Genomic DNA, 21,242 nt, shown 5'->3' on the forward strand with positions numbered 1-21,242 from the left:
CCTTCACCTCTTGGCGGAAGAACCCATCACTGTCGTGATCTCGTGCAAGAGCTGCCGTACGTTCTCAAGATTGTCGAGTACCACGTCGGCTCCTGCTGAGGCCAGCTCGCGAGCGGTGGTTTTACCGGACGCGATTCCAATCACTGAAGCGCCGCCTTCAATTCCGGTGCGGACATCTTCGAGGGAGTCTCCGATAACGACGGTGTTGGAGCGAGTGAAGGCGGCTCCGAGCTTGGCCTGAGCTCGCCTTTGTGCGACGGCGACGAGAGCAGGACGGTGCTCGTCGTCGGAGGAGTACCCGCCGATTTCTGTGTCCAAGAAGGTGTCGAGGCCAAACGCTGCGAGCTTCAACAGCGCGTTGGGCTTGAGGTTCCCCGTGACGACGGTCGGCACCAAGTGCGTCTGCTCGTGCACCGCCTTCAGGGCAAACACGGCACCGGGCATGAGGACGCCCTGCTCACGTAGCTCTCCCTCATGCGCGGCGAGACGTTGCGGCAGGAGTTCAACCATGCGCGGCAGCAGTTGGGGGACGTCCAACGCTGGCACGCCGTTGTGCAGGAGCAGGGATCGGATCGCGAGGGGCATAGTGACGCCAATGCCCCGGGCCGGAAGTCGCTCTGGGGGGCGCCCAACGATCTCGGTGAAGGTCTCGCGGTACACCTGCCGATCGATCTCACCGACGTACAGCAGAGTGCGGTCGATGTCCCACAGCACGAGGGCCTCTTCGGCTTCAGCCACTGCCGACTCCTTGCCTTCGACCTGGGCGGCGCCGCCCCGTCCTGTGATTGCGAGCGTACGTGGGGCCGCACCGATCCATCATGTTGACGCATGCGCTCGGCTACTGCCTGCAACACGGGGTAAGCGCGGGTTTCCGGTACGTGCAGGAATCGCGCGGACAATCTGTCCATAGGCAATTCGGTGTCCGCCTCTTGACTGGAGAGCGAAAGCCCTACTCGCCCGGTGCTCGCATTGTCACGGAATATCCCAGTTCGCCCGCTAGGGCGGGGGCCCAGAGAAGGGGCAGCAAGGTACTCAGGCCTGTACTGCAGCTTCACGTCCTGGTCGTGATGCCATCAGCTCTGTTAACAGTTGGCGACCAAGGGCGCAGGCTTGGACATTATCCGTAGTCTGATTCAAGTGCTTCATCGCGAAGGGACAGGTCCACCGATGAGTGAAAACCTGACGCTGGGAGACCGTCTCCGTATCGCTCGTAGGACACGGAAGCTATCTGCCGCTCAACTGGCACAGAAGGTCGCAGTCTCCCCAAGCTACGTGCAGAAGTTGGAGTCCGGAGCGCGGAAGGCCTCACCCTCCCTGGTACTGGCGCTCGCCAAGGCTCTGCGCTTCGGCCCCGAGGTTCTGACCGGTCAGCCGTATTACGGTGAGCCGGAGGCTGAGGACGGCGTCCACGCTGTCATACCTGAGCTCCGGCGTCTCCTGCTCTGCTACGACAGCCCCGACGACCTGGAGATCGCTCCCCGGTCGCTTGCCGTGCTCGCCTCGGAAGTCGACCAGGTCGCGGCACTGCGCCGCGACGCTCGTTACGCCCCGATGGGCCCCCTGCTGCCGCCGATCATCACCGAGTTGACGCACGTGGCACTCGGAGGCAGCAATGGCGACCAAGGCAAGGCGTTCTGGCACTTGGCGCGCGCCTATCGCGCCGTGAACTCGTTGGCTCACAAGATGGGCCACCACGATCTGTCGAACACGGCGCTGGAGCGGGTCCGTTGGGCGGCTGACCACTCCGGCGACCCGTTGATGCAGTTCACAGCCGGCTATCTGGTCGCGGGGGCGATGCTCCGCCAGGGCGCCTACTTGCCTGCTCGCCGCAAGCTGCTTGCGCTGCGGACCGAGTTGGAGCGGCTCCAACCGGAGAGCTCCTTCACTGACGATGCTCTTGCTGTCGACGGTGCGCTGCTGTTGAAGCTGGCCGTACTGGAAGCTCGCGAGAACAGCTCGGACCGTGCGGACGCGTACCTGCGGGAGGCTGACCACGTGGCAGCTATGGCGGGTAATCGTGACTCCCTGGCGTACGAGATGTCGTTCGGCCCGACGAACATCCGCATACATGAATTGCACGCGATGATCGACATGGGCGATACCGAGCAGGCTCTCGCCCGCCTCGCCGAGTGGTCTCCGGTTTCTGGCGGCGAGTGGACGCCGCCGGCCACGACTGTGGGCGAGCGGTCTAGCCACCACTTCATCGACGTGGCTTCCGCGAAGCTCGCCGTGGGCGACCGAGTTGGTGCGTTCAGCGATCTCAAGCGTGCTCGGAAGGTTGCTCCGAACCACACGCGGTTCCACCCATCCGTACGGGAGACCACTGCGGCATTGCTCAGGGTGGATGCCCATCCGTCCAACGAGCTTTCGGCGTTCGGTAGTTGGGCGGGCATAAGCACAACTTGAGCTTCTGTCAAGGGGGTTGGTCAGTGAACCCCACGGACAAGCTGTCCGCGCACAGAACTTGCTGAGTGGAATGGTCTCCTTACACATAGTGGTGAGGAGGCCGTTTCCATGTCCGACGCCAATCCAGCACCTCGTGCGCTACCGCCGCGCTGGATGCCCATCGGTGAAGAGCCCGAGCTGTGCTCCGCGGGTGAATGGTGGGATGCCGTACGCGCTGTGGAGGCCGTGGGCCAGCGCGCGATCGAGATCCTCAGCGAAGGTGACGAGCCGGTCGGCCCTGTGATCCTGGACGCTGGCGGGCCGGAGCCTCGGCTGTACTTCCTCGTGCCCGTGGGCACCGCGACCCGCTGGGAGGAGCCGGGGACTGTCGCACTGGGCCAGACTTGCCACGTCGTCGTGCCGCCTGCCGAGAGCACGACACCTCCGGGGATGCACTGGCATGTTCTCCCGAGCGGCCCGCGATTGCTGACCAGAGCCGATGCGCTCCGCCGTGCGTTGAGTCAGGCGCGCAGGGAGCGGCGGGGGTCCGCAGAGGAAACAGCCTCCTGATGGCCCTGAGCATCTCTGTCGTCCTGGTGCTCGGCATCCTCGTGGTCGTTCTGATCCGGGGGAAAACCGTGAAGCCCGGACCCGCGATCGTCTGCGTGCTCTTCGGGTTCTTCCTGGCGAGTACGTCCATGGCCCCGAACATCAACCGCTTCATCACCAGCATCGCGAACATGATCGGCCAGATCCGTTTCTAGGGCGGCCGACTCGGTATCCAGCCTCCCGCCGCTCGGACAGCACGTCACCCATGCCGTTTGCGGCCCCATCCCCCCACCTGTCTAAGGCCCTCGATGACATTCACGTCCATTCCAGAGAGAGCGCCAACTCGTAAGGTCCGCACGCATAAGAAGAACGGTCCTGATCTCACTCGCCGGCGTCGCGTCGTCCGTGGTGAGGAACTCTGATGCGTCTCGTGTATCACCCGGCCGGCCATGACGACGACCTGCGCGTGGCCTTGGTCGAACTGGAGGCTGGGCGCTGGAGAACGGCTCGGGATCTGCTGTCGAAGACAGACGGGCACTGGGCTCTGCGAACGTCGCGCACTCAACTGCTGGCAGTGGCGGCTGCCCGGTCGGACGTGGTCAGCGTCTGGCTCGACGAAGAGCCGGGCAGCTACGACGCGCAGCTCATGAGTGTCCGCGTCGCCGTCGAGCGAGCGTTGCGGGCGCACCGCCAACAACATCCGCAGACCCCGGAGTTCGAGACCAAGGCGCGACGCGATGCCTTGTTGGCGGCTCGTCGTGCGCCGCGTGATCCCGTGCCGTGGGTGTGCCTGATGGCGTTGGCGCAGATCGACACACGCCAACTGCGGCGTGAACACCGCTTGTTGTCCGACGAGCCGATGTTGCCGAGTGGGCCGTGGGGTCTGCTCTATGAGGTCAACCAGCGTGATCCGTACAACCGCGAGGCTTACCATCGCGTGCTGCAGTTCATGCTCGCCCTTGATGTCCCGCGAGCTGCCTCCCTGGCCGCGGTCGTTGACTTCAGCTGGTCGGTGGCGGGGCAGCGCCCTCTCAGATCGCCACTGCTTCTTCTGCCGACGTACGCGGTGATCGAGCAGCGTCGGGCCCGTGTTGATCCGCTGTGGCGGCGACAGTGGGCGGAGGAACCAGCGCTCGGCTACACGCTGAGTGCCTTCTACGACTGGTTCCAGAAGGTGCCGCCTGGGCTGTGTTCGGTGGCCGACCTCAACCATCTCGCCTACGCGTTGTGGGCGGGCCACCGGCATTGGGAGGCCGCTGAGGTCTTCGAGGCGATGGGGCCGTACGCGGCGCGCGAGCCCTGGACGTCGGTGCATGACGGCGCAGCAGCGGCAGATCCCGGCGAGGCACTGCTTCTTCGAGCACGCGCGGAGTCCCTTTCCTACGCCCACAATCACAGGCCTCGGGCCGGTCCGCACCCGTGATCGTCAGTAAGTACCGAGTAGCCCCTATTTGGCATGCCCTCGTCAGTAATTGCTCTCCTTGATGCCCTGGAGGTAGTTCAGTGACCCACGCAGATCCCACCCGCCACGCCGCACATCGGAAGTCCGATGATGCCTACCTTCGAGAGCTCGGCTACGAGCCTGCCCTGACCAGGCGCATGGGCCCGTTCGGAAACTTCGCGCTGAGCTTTTCGATCATCTCTGTTCTGTCGGGCTGCATGACGCTCTTCGGCTTCGGACTCGTCACGGGCGGGCCGGCCGTCATGATGTGGGGCTGGGCCGTAGTCGGGCTGATGGTGCTGGCCGTCGGTGCCGCGCTCGCCGAGGTCACGTCCGCCTACCCCGTCAGCGGTGCCCTGTACTTCATGGCCAGCAAGCTCGGTGGCCCTCGGTGGGGTTATGCCACGGGATGGCTCAACCTGCTCGGTCTGCTGGGCGGGATGGCCGGCGGCTGCTACGGGATCGCTCTGTTCACCGGCGCCTGGCTCAACTTGCAGTGGGGTTTCACTCCCACCCCGGAGAAGACTCTGGGCATCTTCGCGGTCATCCTGCTGCTGCTTGCCACACTCAACCTCTTCGGCGTGCGCCTGGTCAGCATCCTGAACTCGATCAGTGTGTGGTGGCACGTCACCGGTGTCGCGGTGATCGTCGGCGCGCTCGCCCTCGTACCCTCCCACCACCAGTCGCCCGGCTTCGTGTTCGGCGAGTTCAGTAACCACACGGGCTGGAGCAACCCGCTCTATGTCGGGCTGCTGGGCCTGCTGTTGGCCCAGTACACCTTCAGCGGCTACGACGCGTCCGCGCACCTGTCGGAGGAGACGGTGCACGCGCAGGTCAGTGCCGCCCGTGGCATCGTCCGCTCGATCTTCTGGTCGTGGGTCGTCGGCTTCGTCCTGCTCGCCGGGATGCTCTTCGCGATCCAGGACTACGCCGGCACCGTGGGCAGCGCGACCGGCGTCCCCCCGGCCCAGATCTTCCTCGACGCGCTCGGCCCCACCGCAGCCAAGGCTCTGCTGCTGGTTGTCATCGTGGCGCAGTTGTTCTGTGCGAACGCCGGACTCGCGTCAGCGTCGAGGATGGTGTTCGCGTTCTCGCGGGACGGTGCCCTGCCCTTCTCCAACACCTGGCGGCGCCTGAGTCGCACCAAGACCCCCGTCCCGGCCGTCTGGCTCTCCGTCGTCGTCCCCTTCATCCTCGCCCTGCCCTCGCTGTACTCCACCACCGCCTACACCGCGATCACTTCCATCAACGTCATCGGTATCACCCCCGCCTACGCCATCCCGGTCTACCTGCGGTTGCGCGCCGGCAGGCGGTTCGTACGCGGTCCCTGGCACCTGGGTAAGTGGAGCGAGCCGATCGGCTGGACAGCGGTGGTCTGGGTCGGCTTCGTGACCGTGCTCTTCTGCTTGCCGCAGACCCGCCCGGAGGGCGGTGGGCTGGTGTCCGTCGAGTCGTTCAACTACGCGTCGGTAGCGCTGGTGTCCGTTCTGGCGCTGGCCTGGATCTCGTGGCGTTTCAAGGGGCGACGTTCCTACGAGGTGCCGGTGCAGAACTCCGACCGCTCGGCGAGCGCGTACGAAGACGAGGTCGTCTGATGACAGGGACCGCGACCGGCAACGGGACCACGGCACGCCTCGCCACGGCGTCCACTCCCGCTTCGGGCGGCAACTCCGAAAAGGCGTTCTCCCTGACAGACCTGCGGAACCTCGTCAAGGCGGGCGGGATAGACACGGTCCTGCTGGCCGTCCCCGACCTGCAGGGACGATTGAAGGGGAAGGGGTACGACGCTGACCACTTCATCAAGCGAGTCGCGCACCATGGCGCCGAGGTGTGCGCGTACGTCCTGGCCACCGACGTCGACATGAGTCCGGTGGAAGGCTTCGCGCTGACCTCGTGGGATACCGGCTATCAGGACCTGTCCGTGCAACCGGCGCTGTCGACCCTGCGCGTGGTGCCGTGGCTGCCGCGCACCGCCATCGTGCTCGGCGATGCCGTGTACCGGGACGGAACGCCCATCGACATCGCGCCCCGCCAGGTCCTCCACGCGCAGCTGACCCGGCTGGCCCGGCACGGCCTGCACGCCAAGGCTGGGATGGAGACCGAGTTCGTCCTCTACAAGGGCACGTACGCGGACGCGGAACAGGCCGGCTTTCAGGGGCTGCGTCCGTTGACGACGGAGAACCTGGACTATGCCCTCGACCACGATCCGGTATCCGCCCGTTTCGTCCGTCGTCTTCAGCGTGCGCTCGCCGGCGCCGGAATGCCCGTGGAAGCCATCAAGACCGAGGCCGGCCCCGGCCAGGTCGAGGTGACCTTCCCGTACGGGTCCGCGCTCACCGCCTGCGACCGGCATCCCCTCTTCAAGCACGCGGTACGCGCCCTGGGATCACGAGCGGGACTGGCGCCCAGCTTCATGGCAGCCCCGGCCACCGGCCAGGCCAACGGCCTGCACCTGCACGTCTCGCTGTGGTCGAAGGGAATCAGCCAACTGCACGAGCCCAGCGGCGGACTGTCCCAGATCGGCCGGTATGCCGTCGCGGGCCTCCTCGACGGCTTGCCGGATCTGGGGCCGCTGTACGGTCCCAACGTCAACTCCTACAAGCGGTTCACGCCCAGGGCGTGCGCGCCGACCACATTCAGTTGGGGCTACGACAACCGGACGTGCGCTGTCCGTGTTGTCGGCCACGGCGAGGGCCTGCACCTTGAGATCCGCGTGCCGGGCGCGGATGCCAACCCGTATCTCGCTCTGGCTGCGGTTCTGGCGGCCATCGACCACGGCATCGAACAGAAGCTCTCCCCCGGCCCCGAGGTGACCGGGAACGCCTACAGGGTGGGCGGTACGCCCGTGCCGCCCACCCTCACCCACGCCCTGGCCGCCTTCCAGAACAGCGCCCTCGCGGAAGCGGCCTTCGGCACGGATGTGGTCGAGCACTACGCCCGGCTCGCCCAACTGGAACTCGACCATGACCAGCGTGTGGTCACCGACGGCGAGCGGCAGCGGTGGCTTGCACGCGCCTGAGCCCCACATGCGCAGACACCTCGCCATAGCGCGCAGATGACCAGGCCAGAGCGCATTGTCAGTAGCTCTTGGCAAGCTGCCCACCCGCACACGAACACCACCAAAAGTGTCCAACTGACCACAACGTGTGGTCGGACCGGATGGTTCAGAGAATGGAAGGACGCACCAACGTGACCGACATGCCCAGCGCACTCCACCAGTTGGTGGGGTCGGTGACCGACACGTACGCCGTGGTCGCCGAACACACCCGGCCCGGAGATCACCGGCCGTCCGTGTGGGAAATCAACGGCGCTGGGGGCGAACGGTGGTTTGCCAAGCAGCATGCGGGGCGCAAGCCGCACCAACGCGAGGTCGACGCATACCGGAAATGGACGATCGCCCTCGGTACGGGCCGCGCTCCGGAACTGGTCGCAGTGGGCAGCGAGACACGCACCATCCTGGTCACTGCCGTCTCCGGGCGCGGCCTCGACCGGCTGCGTCTGCCGGCCGAGCAGGAACGCAAGGCGTACGAGCAGGCCGGTGAACTGCTCGCCCGGCATCACGCTGCGGCAGGCGACGGGCCGACATCGGAATCAACCCAGGAGGAGTGGGGACGAGCAGCCGACGATCTCCTGGACCGCACCGCGATGTATGTGCCGGAGCACGACATCGCGCTGGTGCGCTCGCTCGCCCGACACGCTCCGCCGCACCTGCCGCGGGTGGCCAGCCACGGCGACTACATGCCCAAGAACTGGATATGGGACGAGACCGAGCAACTGCTGCGGGTCATCGACTTCGAGCGAGCCGAACTCCGCCCCGCCGTCTACCGGGACATGAGCCGCCTGCGCTACCGGATCCTGCACCACCAGCCCGACCTGGCCGCAGCCTTCCACCACGGATACGGCCGTCGCCTGACCGAAGAAGAAGAGGTCGCGTGCCGGGCGTACGCGGCGCTGGACGCTCTGGACTCGCTGTCCTGGGGGATCCAGCGTCGCGACATCGCACTGGTCGACGCAGCGCACACCATGCTGGAGAACCTGCGCCTGGACAGCGACAAGCACGTCTGGGGTGGCTGGCGTCCGTGAACGCATTCGCCGGAACTCCCGCCTACTACCGACGCTTCCGTCCGGGTATCCCTGTCGCTCTCGCCGCCCTTCTCGACCAGGCGGCGCCCACCGGCAGTCCGCGCCGCCTTCTGGACATCGGCAGCGGCCCGGGACTCGTTGTCCACGCCCTCTGGCAGTACTTCGACGACCTGGTCGCGGTCGATGCCGAGCCGGGAATGCTCACGGAAGCCGAAGCCATGCTCCGTCCCACGCTCGACGCTGCCCAACGGCTCCAGCTTCGACATGCGCTGGCGGAGGACTTTCTGCCACCGGAAGGATGGCAGCCACATCTCGTCACCTGCGGCCGTGTCTTCCACCGGCTGAACCAACCCCGCTTCCTCGACCGCCTCAGTGAGTACCTGGCACCGGACGGCGTGGTCGCGGTCTTCAGCGACCGAAGTCTGTGGACCGCCGGCACTCCGTGGCAGCAGACCGCCCGCGAGGTCGTCCAGGACTTCCTCGGCGAGCAACGCAAGGCCGGCGACGGGCCCTTCAGCACTCCGGAACCGCCGTATGAGGAAGTACTTCGTGCCTCTTCCTTCTCACACGTCACCTCCGCGGTCGTGCCCGTCCGCCGCCAGTGGACGATCTCCCAGGTGCTGGGCTACCTGTACTCGACGTCATTCGCGGCCCCGCATCTGTTCGGCGACCACCGTGACGCCTTCGAGTCGGCCGTCACCAACGCCCTCACCCCCTTGGCCGACAGCGGAGTGCTCACGGAGGACAACGCGTTCACCGTCCTCACTGCCCGCCGCCCCAACGCCCACGAAGGCCGGTGATATCCAGATGGACGAAGCAGAGCGGGGTGCACAGCTGACGGCTGACGTGCTGGAGGACCGGTACGGGCTCGTCGTCGACGTCGTCGAGCCGGTGCACATGGGCACGGACACGATCAACTGGCGAGTCCTGACCGACGACGGACTGCGGCTGTTCGTCAAGCAGTACCCCGCCATGGCCGACCTGGACGAGGCACGCAACGCGTGGGACATGTCCGAATACTGCCGAGCCGCGAAACTCCCCGTTCCAAGCGTGTGGCCCGATGCCGACGACAACCTGGTCACCATCGCGGAAGGCAGTGCATGGGCTGTCGTGGACGAGGCCCCTGGCCGGGTGACCACGTCGGCCATGACGGTGTCCCTCGCCGAAAGCATCGGCGTCGTCATGGGGCGCATGCACCGTGTGCTCGCCGCGTACCCGCTGCCCAAGCGCGTGCAGCACACCCGCTGGCGGACGGAGTCCGTCGAGGATGCGGTAGCGAAGTGCGACACCGTGACGGCCAGAGCCACACGACAGGGCCATGACCAACTTGACCAACTGCGAGTCGACCTCGACCGTCGGCGGACAGACTTACGCGCCCACTCGGCCGCGCTGCGGGAACAACTGCCCGAGACGCTCGTGGAACAGGCCCTGCACGCGGATCTCACCCGCACCAACCTGATCACCCTCTTCAACGCCGTCACCGGAATCATCGACTTCCGCTGCGCCAGCGCGATGCCGGCCTGGGAACTGGGGCGAGCCGCATTCGACCCGCGCACCGTCGCCACCAGCACCAACTGGACGGACTGCGCCCTGGCCATGGTCAGGGCCTACCGCTCGGAACACCCCAGCCTCCCGATCCAGGAGGTGCGAGCCTGCGCCCGGATCGCCCTGCTGTACATGCTGTTCAGCCTCTACGGCGCCACCACCGCCGAGTACAGCCTGCCGCGAGACGCCGAGCTGGATCTGAAACGGCACTGGACCGAGCGTCAGATCGCCATCCGTCGCGTGCTCGGCGACCTTGAAGGCCTCGAAGACGAGCTCACCGTCCTTGCGGTGAACGGAGGCACCTCATGATCAACGCGTGGCTATCAACTGCACTGCATTCCAGGGGCGTTGAGCGACGGCCTCAATCGCACACACGGGATCCCGGACGAACGGCGGGCCCAGAACGACGCAGTGTTCCGAGGACCTTGGGCTCTCCAGGACGAGCGCACCGGCCGCGTTCCGGCCCGGGTCGGCTCGGATGAGGGCGTGTCGCCGCACCAGTCCGTTTTGTTCTGAACGACTCGACACCACTGAGAAGGCTCCAAAGATGAACAGAGACGGCGTTGGCCCAGAGAAGTGGATGCCCAACCTGTCCGGCCCTGACGGACAACGGCTGCCATGGCAATGACCATGCGAAGCGACGAACGCCTGAACGCGGGTGGGGCGCGGAATGCATCAAATCCGGGCAGGCCCACCATCTGGGGAGTGCCGTGGCAGCGGGCACGGCGTATACGGATCTACGCCTCGACTCTCGTGCCGGGGCCCTTGCAGATCTACGGATATCGGGAGGCCGTTCGCTCGTATCCGCTGGCCCGGGAGTGTGGTCACGACGAAGCCGTCCTTCCCAACGGCGTACCCGTCGCGTTCGTACTTGAGGAATCGGTGCTTCACCGCCAAGTCGGCGGCCATGACGTCATGCGCGCCCAGATCAGCCACCTGCTGGGACTTCTCCGCCCGGCCACGAACCTCTCGGTGTCGCTGATTCCCCTGCACGCGGGCCGTACGCCGGAGGACCTCCCCATGGAGCCCTTCGTGATCATCGACAGCCACCGGGTTGTCCTCCCTGTGACCCCTAGGCCGGTCGTCCTTGAACACCGTGAACAGGCCTCCCGGTACACCGCCGCGTTTGCCCGGTTCTATCGGCTCGCCCTCACGGGGCCCTTGGCTTCCCAGCACCTGTTGGGGCTTCAGAACGGGCACGCACCAACGTCTGTATCCGGCCGATGTCAGAGAAGGAAGTGATCTCCCATGCGCAGCAACCGTGTGATGACGGCCGCGTTGCTCACCATCGCGGGCACGGGCCTTGCCCACGTCGTCCTCAGCGAGCGCCGGCACCGCGACCGGACCGTCCTTGAGAGCGCACGGATACACCAGCGGCTCCTCGCAACTCAGGTCGAACGTCCCGGACTTCGCGAGATCTGGGGCAACCTGATACCGCTCGACCCCCGCGAGCGCCGACTTCACGTGCACCGCAACGCATGGGTTTCCGCGTGGGAGGCGCTGCATCGCGTCGGCGCCCTGTCGGACGACGGGGTTCATGACGCAGCTGGTGCCCTGTTCGCCACCCCCGAGGGCCGGGAGTGGTGGATCCGGGTCCGAGAAAGCCGAGCCCACGCAGCAAGCGACAGCCGTGGCCGCCGCTTCCACCGACTGCTGGAAGCCGCCTACCAAATCGAAACTGGAACGGTCCTGCCGCTGCCCGGCTCAACTACCGCTGGGTGAAGGGTTGTCGGCACTAGATGACGGCCCTGTTCGACGCGGAGGGCAGGCGGGCTCCGACCCTCGGACCGCATGCCAACAGTGCACGGTGCGTGCTCAGTTGAGAAAGGACGAGGGTTTGTCGTCCGCGACTGCCTTGCCGATAGCAACCCCGCCTGAGGCAGACCGAGTTGGCCAACTACCAGGCTGCTGGCTGCTCGACCAGGGCACCCCGTGTACCCCGTGCTGCACCACGCCCAGCTCCCCGCGTGGGTGCCGCCGCATAGAGCAGGACCGCCCATCGCCCCATCTCACGGTCTCAACCAGAAGGAGTAGTCCAACCGTGCCCGCCACCCATCAAACCCCGACTGAGCAGGGGCTGTTCATCCCGCTGTCAGTGCAGCGTGAGGCCGAGACCATGGCCCGCGAGTCCGGGGTCAAGCCTTTGATCACGTACGACAGTGAGGCGGCCATCCGCCTCACGCACATAAACGGCCGCCTGCGGATCGAGACCGTTGTCCGGCGCGGCAGCAGAGGATGGAGACGGTCCGACTACCAGCTGTTCCAGGACGGCGAGCGACGTCCCACAACAGCATCGTGGGTGGAGTACCGCGCTCTGCTTGAGCGGTTGCCCGCCGACGCGGCCGGTCCGGCGGCCCTGCCCGTCCTGACTCCGCTCGGTGAACATGACGTACTCCCGATGGAGATCCGCCAAAACCTGGGCCAGTGCGAGAAGACCCTGTACGGCCGGGGGGACATCTCCGTCTCCGTCGGACGCGACAGCAAAGGGCGGTACGTGATCGCTGTTGCCTCCGCGAAAGCGACCCTGCACATGGCCTTCGAAACCCAGCGCCGCAGCGGCAGGAAAGGCGCCGGCATCGCCAGCACCAACTCAGTTCGCGTGGTCACCGTGGACGGAAAGGACCTGACCGAGGAGGTAGAAGGCAAGCTCAAAAAGGCGCTTGCCCGACTCCTCGCCGAACCTCCCGGCACCAGTGCCCCCGACGTCGGCACAGGCGGTGCGCAGGGAGCACGGGGCGGCGGACCATCGGACCGCAAAGGCACCGTCCTGCGGCTGTAGCTCCACCAGGCTCACCGACCCCGACCGACTACCACAGGAACCCCGTGGCCATCGAAACCGATCCGACCGAACTCCTTCTCAGCGAGGTCAGCGGCCTCGATCTGAAACACGCCAGCCAGGCTGATGGGGTGTACCGCAGGCTCCGCGAGGCCATCCTCGACGGCGAGATACCGCCCGGTGCCACCCTGGAACGTGCCGACCTCGTGAGCGGATACAGGGTCGGCGACGAGGTCATCTGTGCCGCGCTCAAAGGGCTTGCCCGCGACGGCCTGACCAGGGACCAGGGACCCTTGGTGTCCGTGACTGCTCCATCGGATCGTCGTTCTGGCGGGGGAGCCCCGTCCGGGAAGCTGTCCAGGGGATCCGGTGTGTGCGGGGCGCGGTACTACTCGGCGTTCAGCGAGAGCAAAACGCTCAGCCAGTGGGTTGAGGACCGGCGATGCAAAGTGGACCTTGGCCGGCTCTACGCTCGGATTCACACCGGCGGTTGGGGCGTCGAGAGGGCCATCACAACGCCTTTGAACAGGAGCCGCGATCTCTGATGAGCCCGCTCGGCGTGCCGAGCCTGTGGGGCTCGGAGCTGGCACTGGGGACCAACCGTCCATCCCGCACGCCGGCCCGGCTGGCCCAAGACGATGGTGTCTTCCCGTTTCCTGGGTTGCAGAAGTACCAGTGCGCGGCGATTCGGCCACGGCCGGCATCCCCGTCCGCCGCGCGATTCAGGGGTGCGCGACGCCTGCGCCCCGTAACCGTGGGGTGGGGACGCGACTCAAACACGCGTGTTCGAAAGCGGCGTCCGGCTCGTTGTCCCGGTCATCATCAGTCATCCCCAACCTGGCCTGCCCGCCGCGCTGTTGGTGATGCCTACGGGTGTCGACCGTCCGCGCCCGCACCTGTACACGCTCGTTCGCTCGCACCGTCAATCGCAGGAGGAATCATGCGCCCCACCCCTGTTTTCGCCCATCCTGTCCCTGGACGTCCCGAGGCCGCCTGGACGGCTGTTCGTTCCCGTGTGCCGGTCGGTGCCGGTGCCGGTGTTGCCTTGTCGCCCCTCGCTGATACGTCACGACCGACACCGAGGTGGGGGGCATGAGCGTCGGCCATCCGATCCCGCCCGCCCTGCGGGAATGGGCCCAGGGCATCGTCGGCCCGGTACGGTCCGCACGCAACGTCTCCCACGACCGCCCCAACTCCCGTGTGTGGGAACTGACTTGTGACACCGAGCGCGTCTTCGCGAAGCTGTCCCCGAACCCGAAATTCTTCGGCCGCGAAACCCGCGCCCTGCGCGAAGTCGCACCCGGTCTTCAGCCGGGCACCGTCCCCTTGCTCCGGGGAACCGACCCGCATCAGCAGGCGCTGCTCCTCTCCCTGGTCGCGGGGAGCCCGGTGAAGTCGCTCTCCCTCACCCCCGCCGAGCAGCGCGCCCTGCACCGGCAGGCCGGCAGCTGGCTGCGGCGCTTCCACGGCGGAGAGAACGATCTCTGCCTCCAGGACCGCTTGGACGCCGCCGCCGAGATCGCCCGCGCTGCCGGCGGCGCCGACAAGCACCTGGAACGGGCCGGTGACCTGATCAGCCCCGCGGAACGCCGGACCGTGAGGCGACATGCATCCGTGCTCGAACACGTCGGTGCGCTGCCCGCCGGATACATCCACGGAGACTTCCAGCCCCGCAACTGGCTGCTGGACTCGGACCGACGGAGCAGCGTGTTCGGGGCGGTGGACCTAGAGCGCGCCCGCCCGCACGCCGTGGTCGCCGATGTCGTCCCCCTCGCCTGCGGCCCCTGGGCTGCGCATCCTGCTCTGGAGGAGGCGTTCTGGACCGGGTACGGCCGGGAGCTCACCGCTGAGGAAGAGCGGGCGCTGCGCTGCCTGTCCGCGCTGGACGCGGCGAGCGCCATCTCCTGGGGGGTACCCAACGGCGACCGCGAGATCGTCGAGCGCGGGCGGGCGACGCTGGCCCGGCTGGAGGTGCAGACGGCATGAACGATCCGTATCTGAGTCCGTCGAACGTGATGGTGCTGGTGGTGCGCGGCGACGGGCGCATCCTCGCGGTGCGGCACAACGCGACGTCGAAGACCAGCGCGAACCAGGTCACCGTGGTCGGCGGAAAACTCGAAGCCGGCGAGTTCCTCGACGCGGGCGCCCTGCGTGAGCTGGCCGAGGAAACTGGGATCCGTGTCGCCGACGACGACCTGGAGTTCGGGCAGGTGGTGCACTACCTCGACAGCGACGGTGTGCGGGTGATCGGGGTCGTGTTCGTCGCGTATCGGTGGCAGGGAGAGCCGTACAACGCCGAGCCCCACAAGCACGAGCAGATCCTGTGGGTCGATCCCGGAGATCCGCCCGCCGACTGCCACCCCTACACCCGGCAGGTCCTGGAGAATTTCCAAGTCGGCCGCCGGTACGGCAACATCATCGTTCCGACGAGCGGGGGTGGCTCGTGAACCGCGACCTCGTCCCCGCGCAGAACACCTCGCCCGATGCCGGACCGTCCGACGGCGGCTCGCGGGCGGCCGTGCCGCCGCCGGCGCCGGCGGAGATCCGCTACGAGGGCCGGTACGCCAAGAACCCATTGGACGAGGCATCGTTCGGGCAGATGTGCGCCCGGCTGCCGCGGGTGCTGGGCCAGACCGCGCGGATGGCGTGGGCCACCGACCGGTCCGCGGTCCTGCTGCTGACGGGCTGCACGGTACTGACCGCCGTGGCCGCCGGCCTGCTGCTGACCTACACCCGGCACGCCATGCGGCCGATCCTGGCCGCCGGGCCGGTGGCCGAACGGCTGCACCAGGCGCTGCCCGCACTGCTGGGCATCGCCATCGCCGCGGCAGCCAGCCGCATCGCGAGCGCGCTCTCCTCGTACGCGGACGGGCGGATCACCCCGCGGCTGACCACGGAAGCCGACAGCGCGCTGGTCGAGGCGGTGTGCCGGGTGGAGGCCGCCGCCCGCGCCGAGGACGGCTTCGCGGACCGACAGGAGGCCGCGGAAATGGGGGTGGTCCGAGGCCATGTGATGGTGCAGGACGCCACCCGCTTCGCCGCCGCCGTGGCCCGCATGGTCACCGCGAGCGGGGTGCTGCTGGTGCTCAACCCGCTGATGCTGCCGCTGCTCCTGCTCGCCGTCGTGCCCGCCGCCGTGGGCGCGATCCTGCACGCGCGCATCAACTACGAGACGCACTACGCCAACGTCGGCGACCGCAACGTCCGCCAGAACATGCGCGGTTGGGCGACCAGCCCGAAGTTCACCGACGAGATCCGCGCCAACGGCATGGTCCCCTACCTGGGGTTCTGGCACCGTACGATCTCCGAACGCATCGACCGCCGCACCCTCGCGATGGCGCCGAGGATGCTGCGGATCGTGCTGGCCAGTTCCGCGATCGGCGGTGTCTTCCTCACCGTCACCTGGGCCGCGCTCGCCTACCTGGCCGCCACCGGACGCATCGAACCGGCCATCGCCGCCACCGCGGTCGTCGCCGTCCAGACCACCCTCGCCGCCCTCAGCCAGCTCGTCATCAACGGCGCCGCCATGTTCCACACCGCCCTCTACCTGGCGGACATGGAAGCCTTCCTCGCCTTCGCCGCCGAACGCGCCCCGAAACGCGGCGAGTTGACCCTTGCCGGGCCGGTGGAGGAGATCCGGCTCGACGAGGCCGTCTACCGCTACCCCGGCAAGGACACCCCGGCGGTGGCCGGGGTGTCGCTGACCGTGCGGCGCGGGGAGATCCTCGCCGTGGTCGGCGAGAACGGCTCCGGGAAGTCCACGCTGACCAGGCTCCTCGCCGGGATCTTCCTCGCCGACCGGGGCACCGTGAGCTGGAACGGCCACGACCTCACTGGCCTCGACCCGGACAGACTCTGGGAGCGCTCCGGACTCGTACCGCAGAACTTCGCGCAGTGGCCCCTCAACGTCCGCGACAACGTCACCCTCGGCCAACCCCTCACCTTCGACGACGACTTGGTATGGCAGGCACTGGAAGCCGTCGGCCTGCGCGAGGCCATCGAGGAACTGCCGCACGGCCTGGACACGCTCCTGGCGCGGGAGTTCTGGGGCGGAACCGAGCTGTCGGGCGGGCAGTGGCAGCGCCTGGCGTGCGCGCGGGCCCTGTACCGGCAGCCGGAGCTGCTGATCCTGGACGAACCGACCAGCCAGATGGACGCCCGCGGCGAACACGCCATCCTCGAACAGATCAAGTCGATCGCCGGCGGCCGCATGACGATCGTGGTCACCCACCAGCTGGTCAACACCCAGATCGCCGACAAGATCATCGTCATGACGCGCGGCCGGATCGCCGAACACGGCACCTACGACCAACTCGCCTCCGGCGGCGGCCTGTTCGCCGAACTCCTCGCCCTGTCCACCGACCGATGACCCGCCCCTCGACCGAACGGCGCGAAGGAGCAACTCCGTTGGGATACGTACAGCAGGAAGAGTGGAACACCCACTACGCGCAAGAGCGGCGCTTCCGCTCCCTCGGGGACGCGGAACGGGCGCTGCTGGCCGAGCACGTACCGGCCCCCGGCGACGGTGGCCGGGCCCTTGACGTCGGCTGCGGTCTGGGGGAGTTGGCCGTCCATCTGGCATCGACGGGCCACAGGGTCGACGCCGTGGACTGGGCCGGCAGCGCCCTCGACCACGCCCGCGCCGCCAGTCCGGCCGGTGTGCGCTGGCTGCGGCTCGACGTCGAGCGGGACGACCTCGCGCTTTTGGAGGAGAACACGTACGACCTGATCACGCTCCGGCTCGCGTACGCGTTCCTGGGTGATCGCACCCGGGTCATGCACGACCTCGGGCGCCGGCTGCGCGAGGACGGAGCGATCGTGGTGATCACCCCGCTCGCCGCGAACACTCCGGCGAAGAAGCGGGACATCGCCCTGGACGAGGACGAGATCAGTCTGCTGAGTGCCGGATGGGAGCAGGTCCAGCGCTTCGATGCGGACGGGCTCGCCCTGGTGATCCTGCGCAGCCCGTGCCAGGACCACGCCACGGTGGCGGAGAAACACCGGCCCGCTACGCACGCGGTGACCGGCGCCTGCGCGGTCGTGACCGACACCAACGGCCGGGTCCTGCTGGGCCGCTCCACCAGCCAGATGTGGGAACTACCGGGCGGGCGTACGGAGGGGGCCGAGCCGTTCGAGCAGACGGCGGTGCGTGAACTGGCCGAGGAGACCGGCCTGGTCGCCGACCCAGTCGACGCGCATGTGCTGAGCATGCTCTGGGACGACAACCACGGCATCTCCCGCCTGACCGCCGTGGTCCGCGTCACCGCCCATTCCGGCACGCTCGCCTGCCGCGAACCCGACAAGTTCACACGGTGGGAGTGGCATCCCCTGCACACCCTGGCCCACCTCGACCAGATCTTTGCCCCCTCCGCGCAGGCGCTGGATGCCGTCTGGCCCGGCGTCCTCCCCGGCCTGCCGCCCGCGCGCGCCTACCCGCACGCGATTGCCCACCCGCGCGTGGACGGCGAACCGGCCCAGGCCGTGCGACTGCGGCAGGACATGACCGCGAGGGTTGTCGTCGGCGGGTGGGCGCCTTCGAACGAGGTCCGGGCGGCCCTGCGGGCGGTGCCGCGTCACCGGTTCACGCCCGAGAGCCCGTTGACCACGGCGTACGACGACGACCTCGCTGTCATCACACGCCGCGACGACGGGCAGGCCACCAGCTCGGTGTCCGCCCCCTGGCTCCAGGCCGACATGATCGAAAGCCTCCGCCTGGAGTCGGGCATGACGGTGTGCGAGGTGGGATCCGGCGGCTACAACGCCGAACTCCTCGCCCACGTCGTTGGCCCGGGCGGCCGGGTGGTGAGCGTCGACATCGATCCGTACGTCGTCGCGCGAACCCGCCGCTTCACCGCCGAAGCCGGCAGCGGCCGGGTCACCGCGCTCCTCGGCGACGGACACCTCGGCGCCCCCGGCCATGTGCCGGCGGCCGGTTTCGGCGGCTGTGTCGTCACCTACAACTGCTGGGACATCGCCCCTGCCTGGCGCGCACAGCTCGCCCAAGGCCGGTACCTGGTAATGCCGTTGGAGATTCACGGCTATACCCGCGCCATCACCTTCCAGAAGCACGGCGGCGTGCTGCATGCCCGCGGCTTCACGTTCTGCGGGTTCGTACGGGACCGCGGCAGCGCATCCCGCACCACCCCGGTCGCCGAGCTGCGCGGCGGGGAGCTGCAACTGCGCTTCGAGGACGGCGAACCGGCCGATGTGTCCGGCATCGAGGACGCACTACAAGGTGCACGGCACGAGCTGCCCACCGGCGTGACCGTCGGACCGCAGGAGTCCTTCGAAACCCTCCAGCTCTATCTCGCCACCACCCTGCCCGGCTTCTGCCGCCTCGCACTCGACCGCGCTCGGGACACCGCCATCGCCGCCGTGCCCCGCGGGGCAAACGCCCCCGCCGTGCTCGTCGACGGTTCCCTGGCCTACCTCACCCACGTCCCGGTCACCGGCACCGCAAGCTCCGACGAGGGATGGGCCGAGTTCATCGCCCACGCCTACGGCCCCGACGGCACCCGCCTCGCCGAACAGCTCGCCGCCGCGGTGCGCACATGGGACCAGCACTTTCGTGGCACCGGCTACCCCGAACTGGCCGTGTTCCCTGCGGGCACCGCCGACCAGGACCTGCCCGCCGGGCATGTGCTGGACAAGCCGCACAGCCGCCTCGTCTTCACCTGGAACACCGAGGGTTCCTGAGCGGATCGGATCACATACCTAGCCCCGGCCCAGGAGTTGGCCCCGCGTTCTCCATCCCGGCCGGCCAAACCAGGACTCACCCACTACGGCCCTGGCAGTCGGCAACCGCAGCACCACCTCGACCACGTCGGAAACGGAGAGTGCAGATGAACGGCGAGAAGATGAATCGTCAGGCGTGGACGGTCTACGGCCAGTACCAGCTGGACCGGGGATTCCGGACTCCGGATCCCGTCCAGATCCACTGGGGTACACCTGGTGATGCGGGGCCGGACACCGGTGTGCTCGGCGGCATCGGCGGCAAGCGGCTGCTCGACCTTGGCTGCGGCGGCGGCCACTACGCCGCCCACCTCGCCCGCGACCACCGCGCTGTCGTCGACGCCATCGACGTTGCGCCCACTCAGTATCAGCGTGCCCTACTCCAGTACGTCGACGTCCCCGGGGTCTGCTTCCTGCTCGGCGACGCCGTCGATCACCTGCGCCGCTGCGAGCCGTACGACCTGGTGTATTCGGTCCACGGCCTCGGCTACCTCCACCCCCACCGCAGCCTGCCCGCCTTGCACCGCGGACTGCGACCAGGTGGACGGCTCGTGTTCTCCGTCCTGCACACCGACCTCCACGGCCAGCCGCCCTCCAGCAGCCTCGAAACACGACAGCTGACGGTGCAGCTGAAGGGCCTTGAGCCGCAGGACGTGCATTTGTGGGTTCTCTCGCCCCAGTTGTGGGAGGACGTGCTCATCGACCACGGCTTCACCGTCGAGGCGATCGACCTTCTCCACCGCCAGGGCGACGACCCGGTCGTCGACCAGCTCATTCAAGCCCGCCGCGCCTGAACGGCCTCGACACCCCGAGCGCCAGGGCCGCTGGCCCACCATCCTTTCGCTTTCAACTCATTGGAGCTTGCGTGATATTGGACCTGATGAGCCAGAACTGCCAGATCGGTGCCGGCGATGACGGTCGGTGGGAGGGTCTGGTCCGCATCATCCGCGAGGTCGACCCTGACGTGCTGTTGTTGCAGGAGGTCGACTGGCTCACCGACGCCGACGAGGCGGAGGCCGCCCGTGAGGCGCTCGCGATGGACTTGTTCGTCGCGCCTTCCCGTCAGCTGAACACGGCGGTCGCCTGGAAACCGGACCGGCTGGAACGCGTGGGTTCCGACACCCGCTACAGCACAACGGACCTTCACCACGGCTACTGCGGAATCCAGTTCCAGCCACTGAGCCTCACCACGCCGTGGCCGGCGCCGCTTACGGTGATCAGCACCCACCTGACCCCCTACTCCACCGAGGCCGCCGCCATCGAGGCACAACTCCTGGTGGCCCGCGCCTACCGATTCGGAGGCATCGGCCTAATCGGTGGGGACATCAACCACCCACCCCTGGGCGACGAGGAGCCGCCTTGGTCCCTCGTCCCGGCCCACAACCGGGCCGCGCGCTGTCTCCCCCGCGAGAACCCCGACGACCCGTGGTTCGGCAACCCGGCCGTCGGCCGCGTCTTCCGGGAGGGGGACATGACCGATGTCGCGGCCCGCCTCGCCGACCGGCGCGAGGATCCCCAACTGCGGCTGCCGACCGGCAAAGTGGGCCGGCTGCGAGTGGACCAAGTGCACGTCACCCCCGCGCTCGTCCCCACGATCACCAACTACCGGCGGGTGGATCCAGGCGAGCACGCCGACCACTTCGGCACCCTGACCACCCTCGATCTGGCGCGCACAGACCTGTCGGCCGCCCACCCCTACGCCTGACCACGCTCTCCGATGCCCGGACTTCA

At 67.8% G+C, this 21,242-nt stretch carries 20 protein-coding genes; 19 read left to right on the top strand and 1 reads right to left on the bottom strand.

Annotated elements, in window-relative coordinates:
- Positions 1–3: 3 nt before the first annotated feature.
- Positions 4–738, bottom strand: a complete 735-nt coding sequence (locus ACGFY9_RS03080; RefSeq protein ID WP_393751347.1) for an HAD family hydrolase — start codon at positions 736–738, stop codon at positions 4–6.
- Between the two features lie 429 nt (positions 739–1,167).
- Between ACGFY9_RS03080 and ACGFY9_RS03085 the strand changes: the two genes are divergently transcribed.
- The 19 genes from ACGFY9_RS03085 to ACGFY9_RS03175 all read left to right on the top strand — a co-directional run bounded on the left by ACGFY9_RS03085 (position 1,168) and on the right by ACGFY9_RS03175 (position 21,216).
- Positions 1,168–2,406, top strand: coding sequence for a helix-turn-helix domain-containing protein (locus ACGFY9_RS03085; protein ID WP_393751349.1), 1,239 nt, complete (start codon positions 1,168–1,170; stop codon positions 2,404–2,406).
- A gap of 108 nt (positions 2,407–2,514) precedes the next feature.
- Positions 2,515–2,955: a hypothetical protein gene (locus ACGFY9_RS03090; RefSeq protein WP_393751351.1), complete on the top strand. Its 441-nt coding sequence runs from the start codon at positions 2,515–2,517 to the stop codon at positions 2,953–2,955.
- Positions 2,955–3,149 carry a hypothetical protein gene (locus tag ACGFY9_RS03095; RefSeq protein WP_393751353.1) on the top strand — a complete coding sequence of 65 codons (195 nt, stop codon included), beginning with the start codon at positions 2,955–2,957 and terminating at the stop codon, positions 3,147–3,149. Before ACGFY9_RS03090 ends, ACGFY9_RS03095 begins: the two co-directional genes overlap by 1 nt.
- Positions 3,150–3,355: 206 nt before the next feature.
- Positions 3,356–4,357, top strand: a complete 1,002-nt coding sequence (locus ACGFY9_RS03100; protein WP_393751355.1) for a hypothetical protein — start codon at positions 3,356–3,358, stop codon at positions 4,355–4,357.
- Between the two features lie 176 nt (positions 4,358–4,533).
- Complete coding sequence (locus ACGFY9_RS03105; RefSeq protein WP_393751357.1) at positions 4,534–5,970, top strand: amino acid permease; 1,437 nt, start codon at positions 4,534–4,536, stop codon at positions 5,968–5,970.
- On the top strand, positions 5,970–7,394 hold the full coding sequence (locus ACGFY9_RS03110; protein ID WP_393751358.1) for a glutamine synthetase family protein: 1,425 nt from the start codon (positions 5,970–5,972) through the stop codon (positions 7,392–7,394). Before ACGFY9_RS03105 ends, ACGFY9_RS03110 begins: the two co-directional genes overlap by 1 nt.
- 179 nt (positions 7,395–7,573) lie before the next feature.
- Positions 7,574–8,458, top strand: a complete 885-nt coding sequence (locus ACGFY9_RS03115) for an aminoglycoside phosphotransferase family protein (protein ID WP_393751360.1) — start codon at positions 7,574–7,576, stop codon at positions 8,456–8,458.
- A complete protein-coding gene (locus ACGFY9_RS03120; protein ID WP_393751362.1) occupies positions 8,455–9,258 on the top strand; it encodes a class I SAM-dependent methyltransferase in 804 nt (267 codons plus the stop codon). The genes ACGFY9_RS03115 and ACGFY9_RS03120 overlap by 4 nt, the downstream gene beginning before the upstream one ends.
- 7 nt (positions 9,259–9,265) lie before the next feature.
- Positions 9,266–10,312, top strand: a complete 1,047-nt coding sequence (locus ACGFY9_RS03125) for a phosphotransferase enzyme family protein (RefSeq protein ID WP_393751364.1) — start codon at positions 9,266–9,268, stop codon at positions 10,310–10,312.
- Between the two features lie 321 nt (positions 10,313–10,633).
- Positions 10,634–11,245, top strand: a complete 612-nt coding sequence (locus tag ACGFY9_RS03130; protein WP_393751776.1) for a Scr1 family TA system antitoxin-like transcriptional regulator — start codon at positions 10,634–10,636, stop codon at positions 11,243–11,245.
- 6 nt (positions 11,246–11,251) lie between these two features.
- Positions 11,252–11,725: a DUF6082 family protein gene (locus tag ACGFY9_RS03135; protein WP_393751365.1), complete on the top strand. Its 474-nt coding sequence runs from the start codon at positions 11,252–11,254 to the stop codon at positions 11,723–11,725.
- A 319-nt stretch (positions 11,726–12,044) separates the two neighbouring features.
- Positions 12,045–12,782, top strand: coding sequence for a hypothetical protein (locus ACGFY9_RS03140; RefSeq protein WP_393751367.1), 738 nt, complete (start codon positions 12,045–12,047; stop codon positions 12,780–12,782).
- A gap of 44 nt (positions 12,783–12,826) precedes the next feature.
- A complete protein-coding gene (locus tag ACGFY9_RS03145) occupies positions 12,827–13,324 on the top strand; it encodes a GntR family transcriptional regulator (RefSeq protein ID WP_393751369.1) in 498 nt (165 codons plus the stop codon).
- A 547-nt stretch (positions 13,325–13,871) separates the two neighbouring features.
- Positions 13,872–14,765 (top strand): aminoglycoside phosphotransferase family protein, encoded by an 894-nt coding sequence (locus tag ACGFY9_RS03150; RefSeq protein WP_393751371.1) that lies wholly within the window; start codon positions 13,872–13,874, stop codon positions 14,763–14,765.
- Positions 14,762–15,226 (top strand): NUDIX domain-containing protein, encoded by a 465-nt coding sequence (locus ACGFY9_RS03155; protein WP_393751373.1) that lies wholly within the window; start codon positions 14,762–14,764, stop codon positions 15,224–15,226. The genes ACGFY9_RS03150 and ACGFY9_RS03155 overlap by 4 nt, the downstream gene beginning before the upstream one ends.
- Positions 15,223–17,148: an ATP-binding cassette domain-containing protein gene (locus ACGFY9_RS03160; RefSeq protein ID WP_393751374.1), complete on the top strand. Its 1,926-nt coding sequence runs from the start codon at positions 15,223–15,225 to the stop codon at positions 17,146–17,148. Before ACGFY9_RS03155 ends, ACGFY9_RS03160 begins: the two co-directional genes overlap by 4 nt.
- Before the next feature lie 38 nt (positions 17,149–17,186).
- Complete coding sequence (gene fxlM, locus ACGFY9_RS03165) at positions 17,187–19,475, top strand: methyltransferase, FxLD system (protein WP_393751376.1); 2,289 nt, start codon at positions 17,187–17,189, stop codon at positions 19,473–19,475.
- 146 nt (positions 19,476–19,621) lie between these two features.
- A complete protein-coding gene (locus ACGFY9_RS03170) occupies positions 19,622–20,305 on the top strand; it encodes a class I SAM-dependent methyltransferase (protein ID WP_393751378.1) in 684 nt (227 codons plus the stop codon).
- 86 nt (positions 20,306–20,391) lie between these two features.
- Complete coding sequence (locus ACGFY9_RS03175; protein ID WP_393751380.1) at positions 20,392–21,216, top strand: endonuclease/exonuclease/phosphatase family protein; 825 nt, start codon at positions 20,392–20,394, stop codon at positions 21,214–21,216.
- Positions 21,217–21,242: the final 26 nt, after the last annotated feature.

The sequence above is a fragment of the Streptomyces sp. NPDC048504 genome, assembly GCF_043200035.1.
Classification (GTDB): domain Bacteria; phylum Actinomycetota; class Actinomycetes; order Streptomycetales; family Streptomycetaceae; genus Streptomyces.

Coding starts and splice junctions, on each gene's coding strand:
- ACGFY9_RS03085 (WP_393751349.1), top strand. CDS start 1,168: ATGAGTGAAAACCTGACGCTGGGAGACCGTCTCCGTATCGCTCGTAGG.
- ACGFY9_RS03090 (WP_393751351.1), top strand. CDS start 2,515: ATGTCCGACGCCAATCCAGCACCTCGTGCGCTACCGCCGCGCTGGATG.
- ACGFY9_RS03095 (WP_393751353.1), top strand. CDS start 2,955: ATGGCCCTGAGCATCTCTGTCGTCCTGGTGCTCGGCATCCTCGTGGTC.
- ACGFY9_RS03100 (WP_393751355.1), top strand. CDS start 3,356: ATGCGTCTCGTGTATCACCCGGCCGGCCATGACGACGACCTGCGCGTG.
- ACGFY9_RS03105 (WP_393751357.1), top strand. CDS start 4,534: ATGGGCCCGTTCGGAAACTTCGCGCTGAGCTTTTCGATCATCTCTGTT.
- ACGFY9_RS03110 (WP_393751358.1), top strand. CDS start 5,970: ATGACAGGGACCGCGACCGGCAACGGGACCACGGCACGCCTCGCCACG.
- ACGFY9_RS03115 (WP_393751360.1), top strand. CDS start 7,574: ATGCCCAGCGCACTCCACCAGTTGGTGGGGTCGGTGACCGACACGTAC.
- ACGFY9_RS03125 (WP_393751364.1), top strand. CDS start 9,266: ATGGACGAAGCAGAGCGGGGTGCACAGCTGACGGCTGACGTGCTGGAG.
- ACGFY9_RS03130 (WP_393751776.1), top strand. CDS start 10,634: ATGCGAAGCGACGAACGCCTGAACGCGGGTGGGGCGCGGAATGCATCA.
- ACGFY9_RS03135 (WP_393751365.1), top strand. CDS start 11,252: ATGCGCAGCAACCGTGTGATGACGGCCGCGTTGCTCACCATCGCGGGC.
- ACGFY9_RS03150 (WP_393751371.1), top strand. CDS start 13,872: ATGAGCGTCGGCCATCCGATCCCGCCCGCCCTGCGGGAATGGGCCCAG.
- ACGFY9_RS03155 (WP_393751373.1), top strand. CDS start 14,762: ATGAACGATCCGTATCTGAGTCCGTCGAACGTGATGGTGCTGGTGGTG.
- ACGFY9_RS03170 (WP_393751378.1), top strand. CDS start 19,622: ATGAACGGCGAGAAGATGAATCGTCAGGCGTGGACGGTCTACGGCCAG.
- ACGFY9_RS03175 (WP_393751380.1), top strand. CDS start 20,392: ATGAGCCAGAACTGCCAGATCGGTGCCGGCGATGACGGTCGGTGGGAG.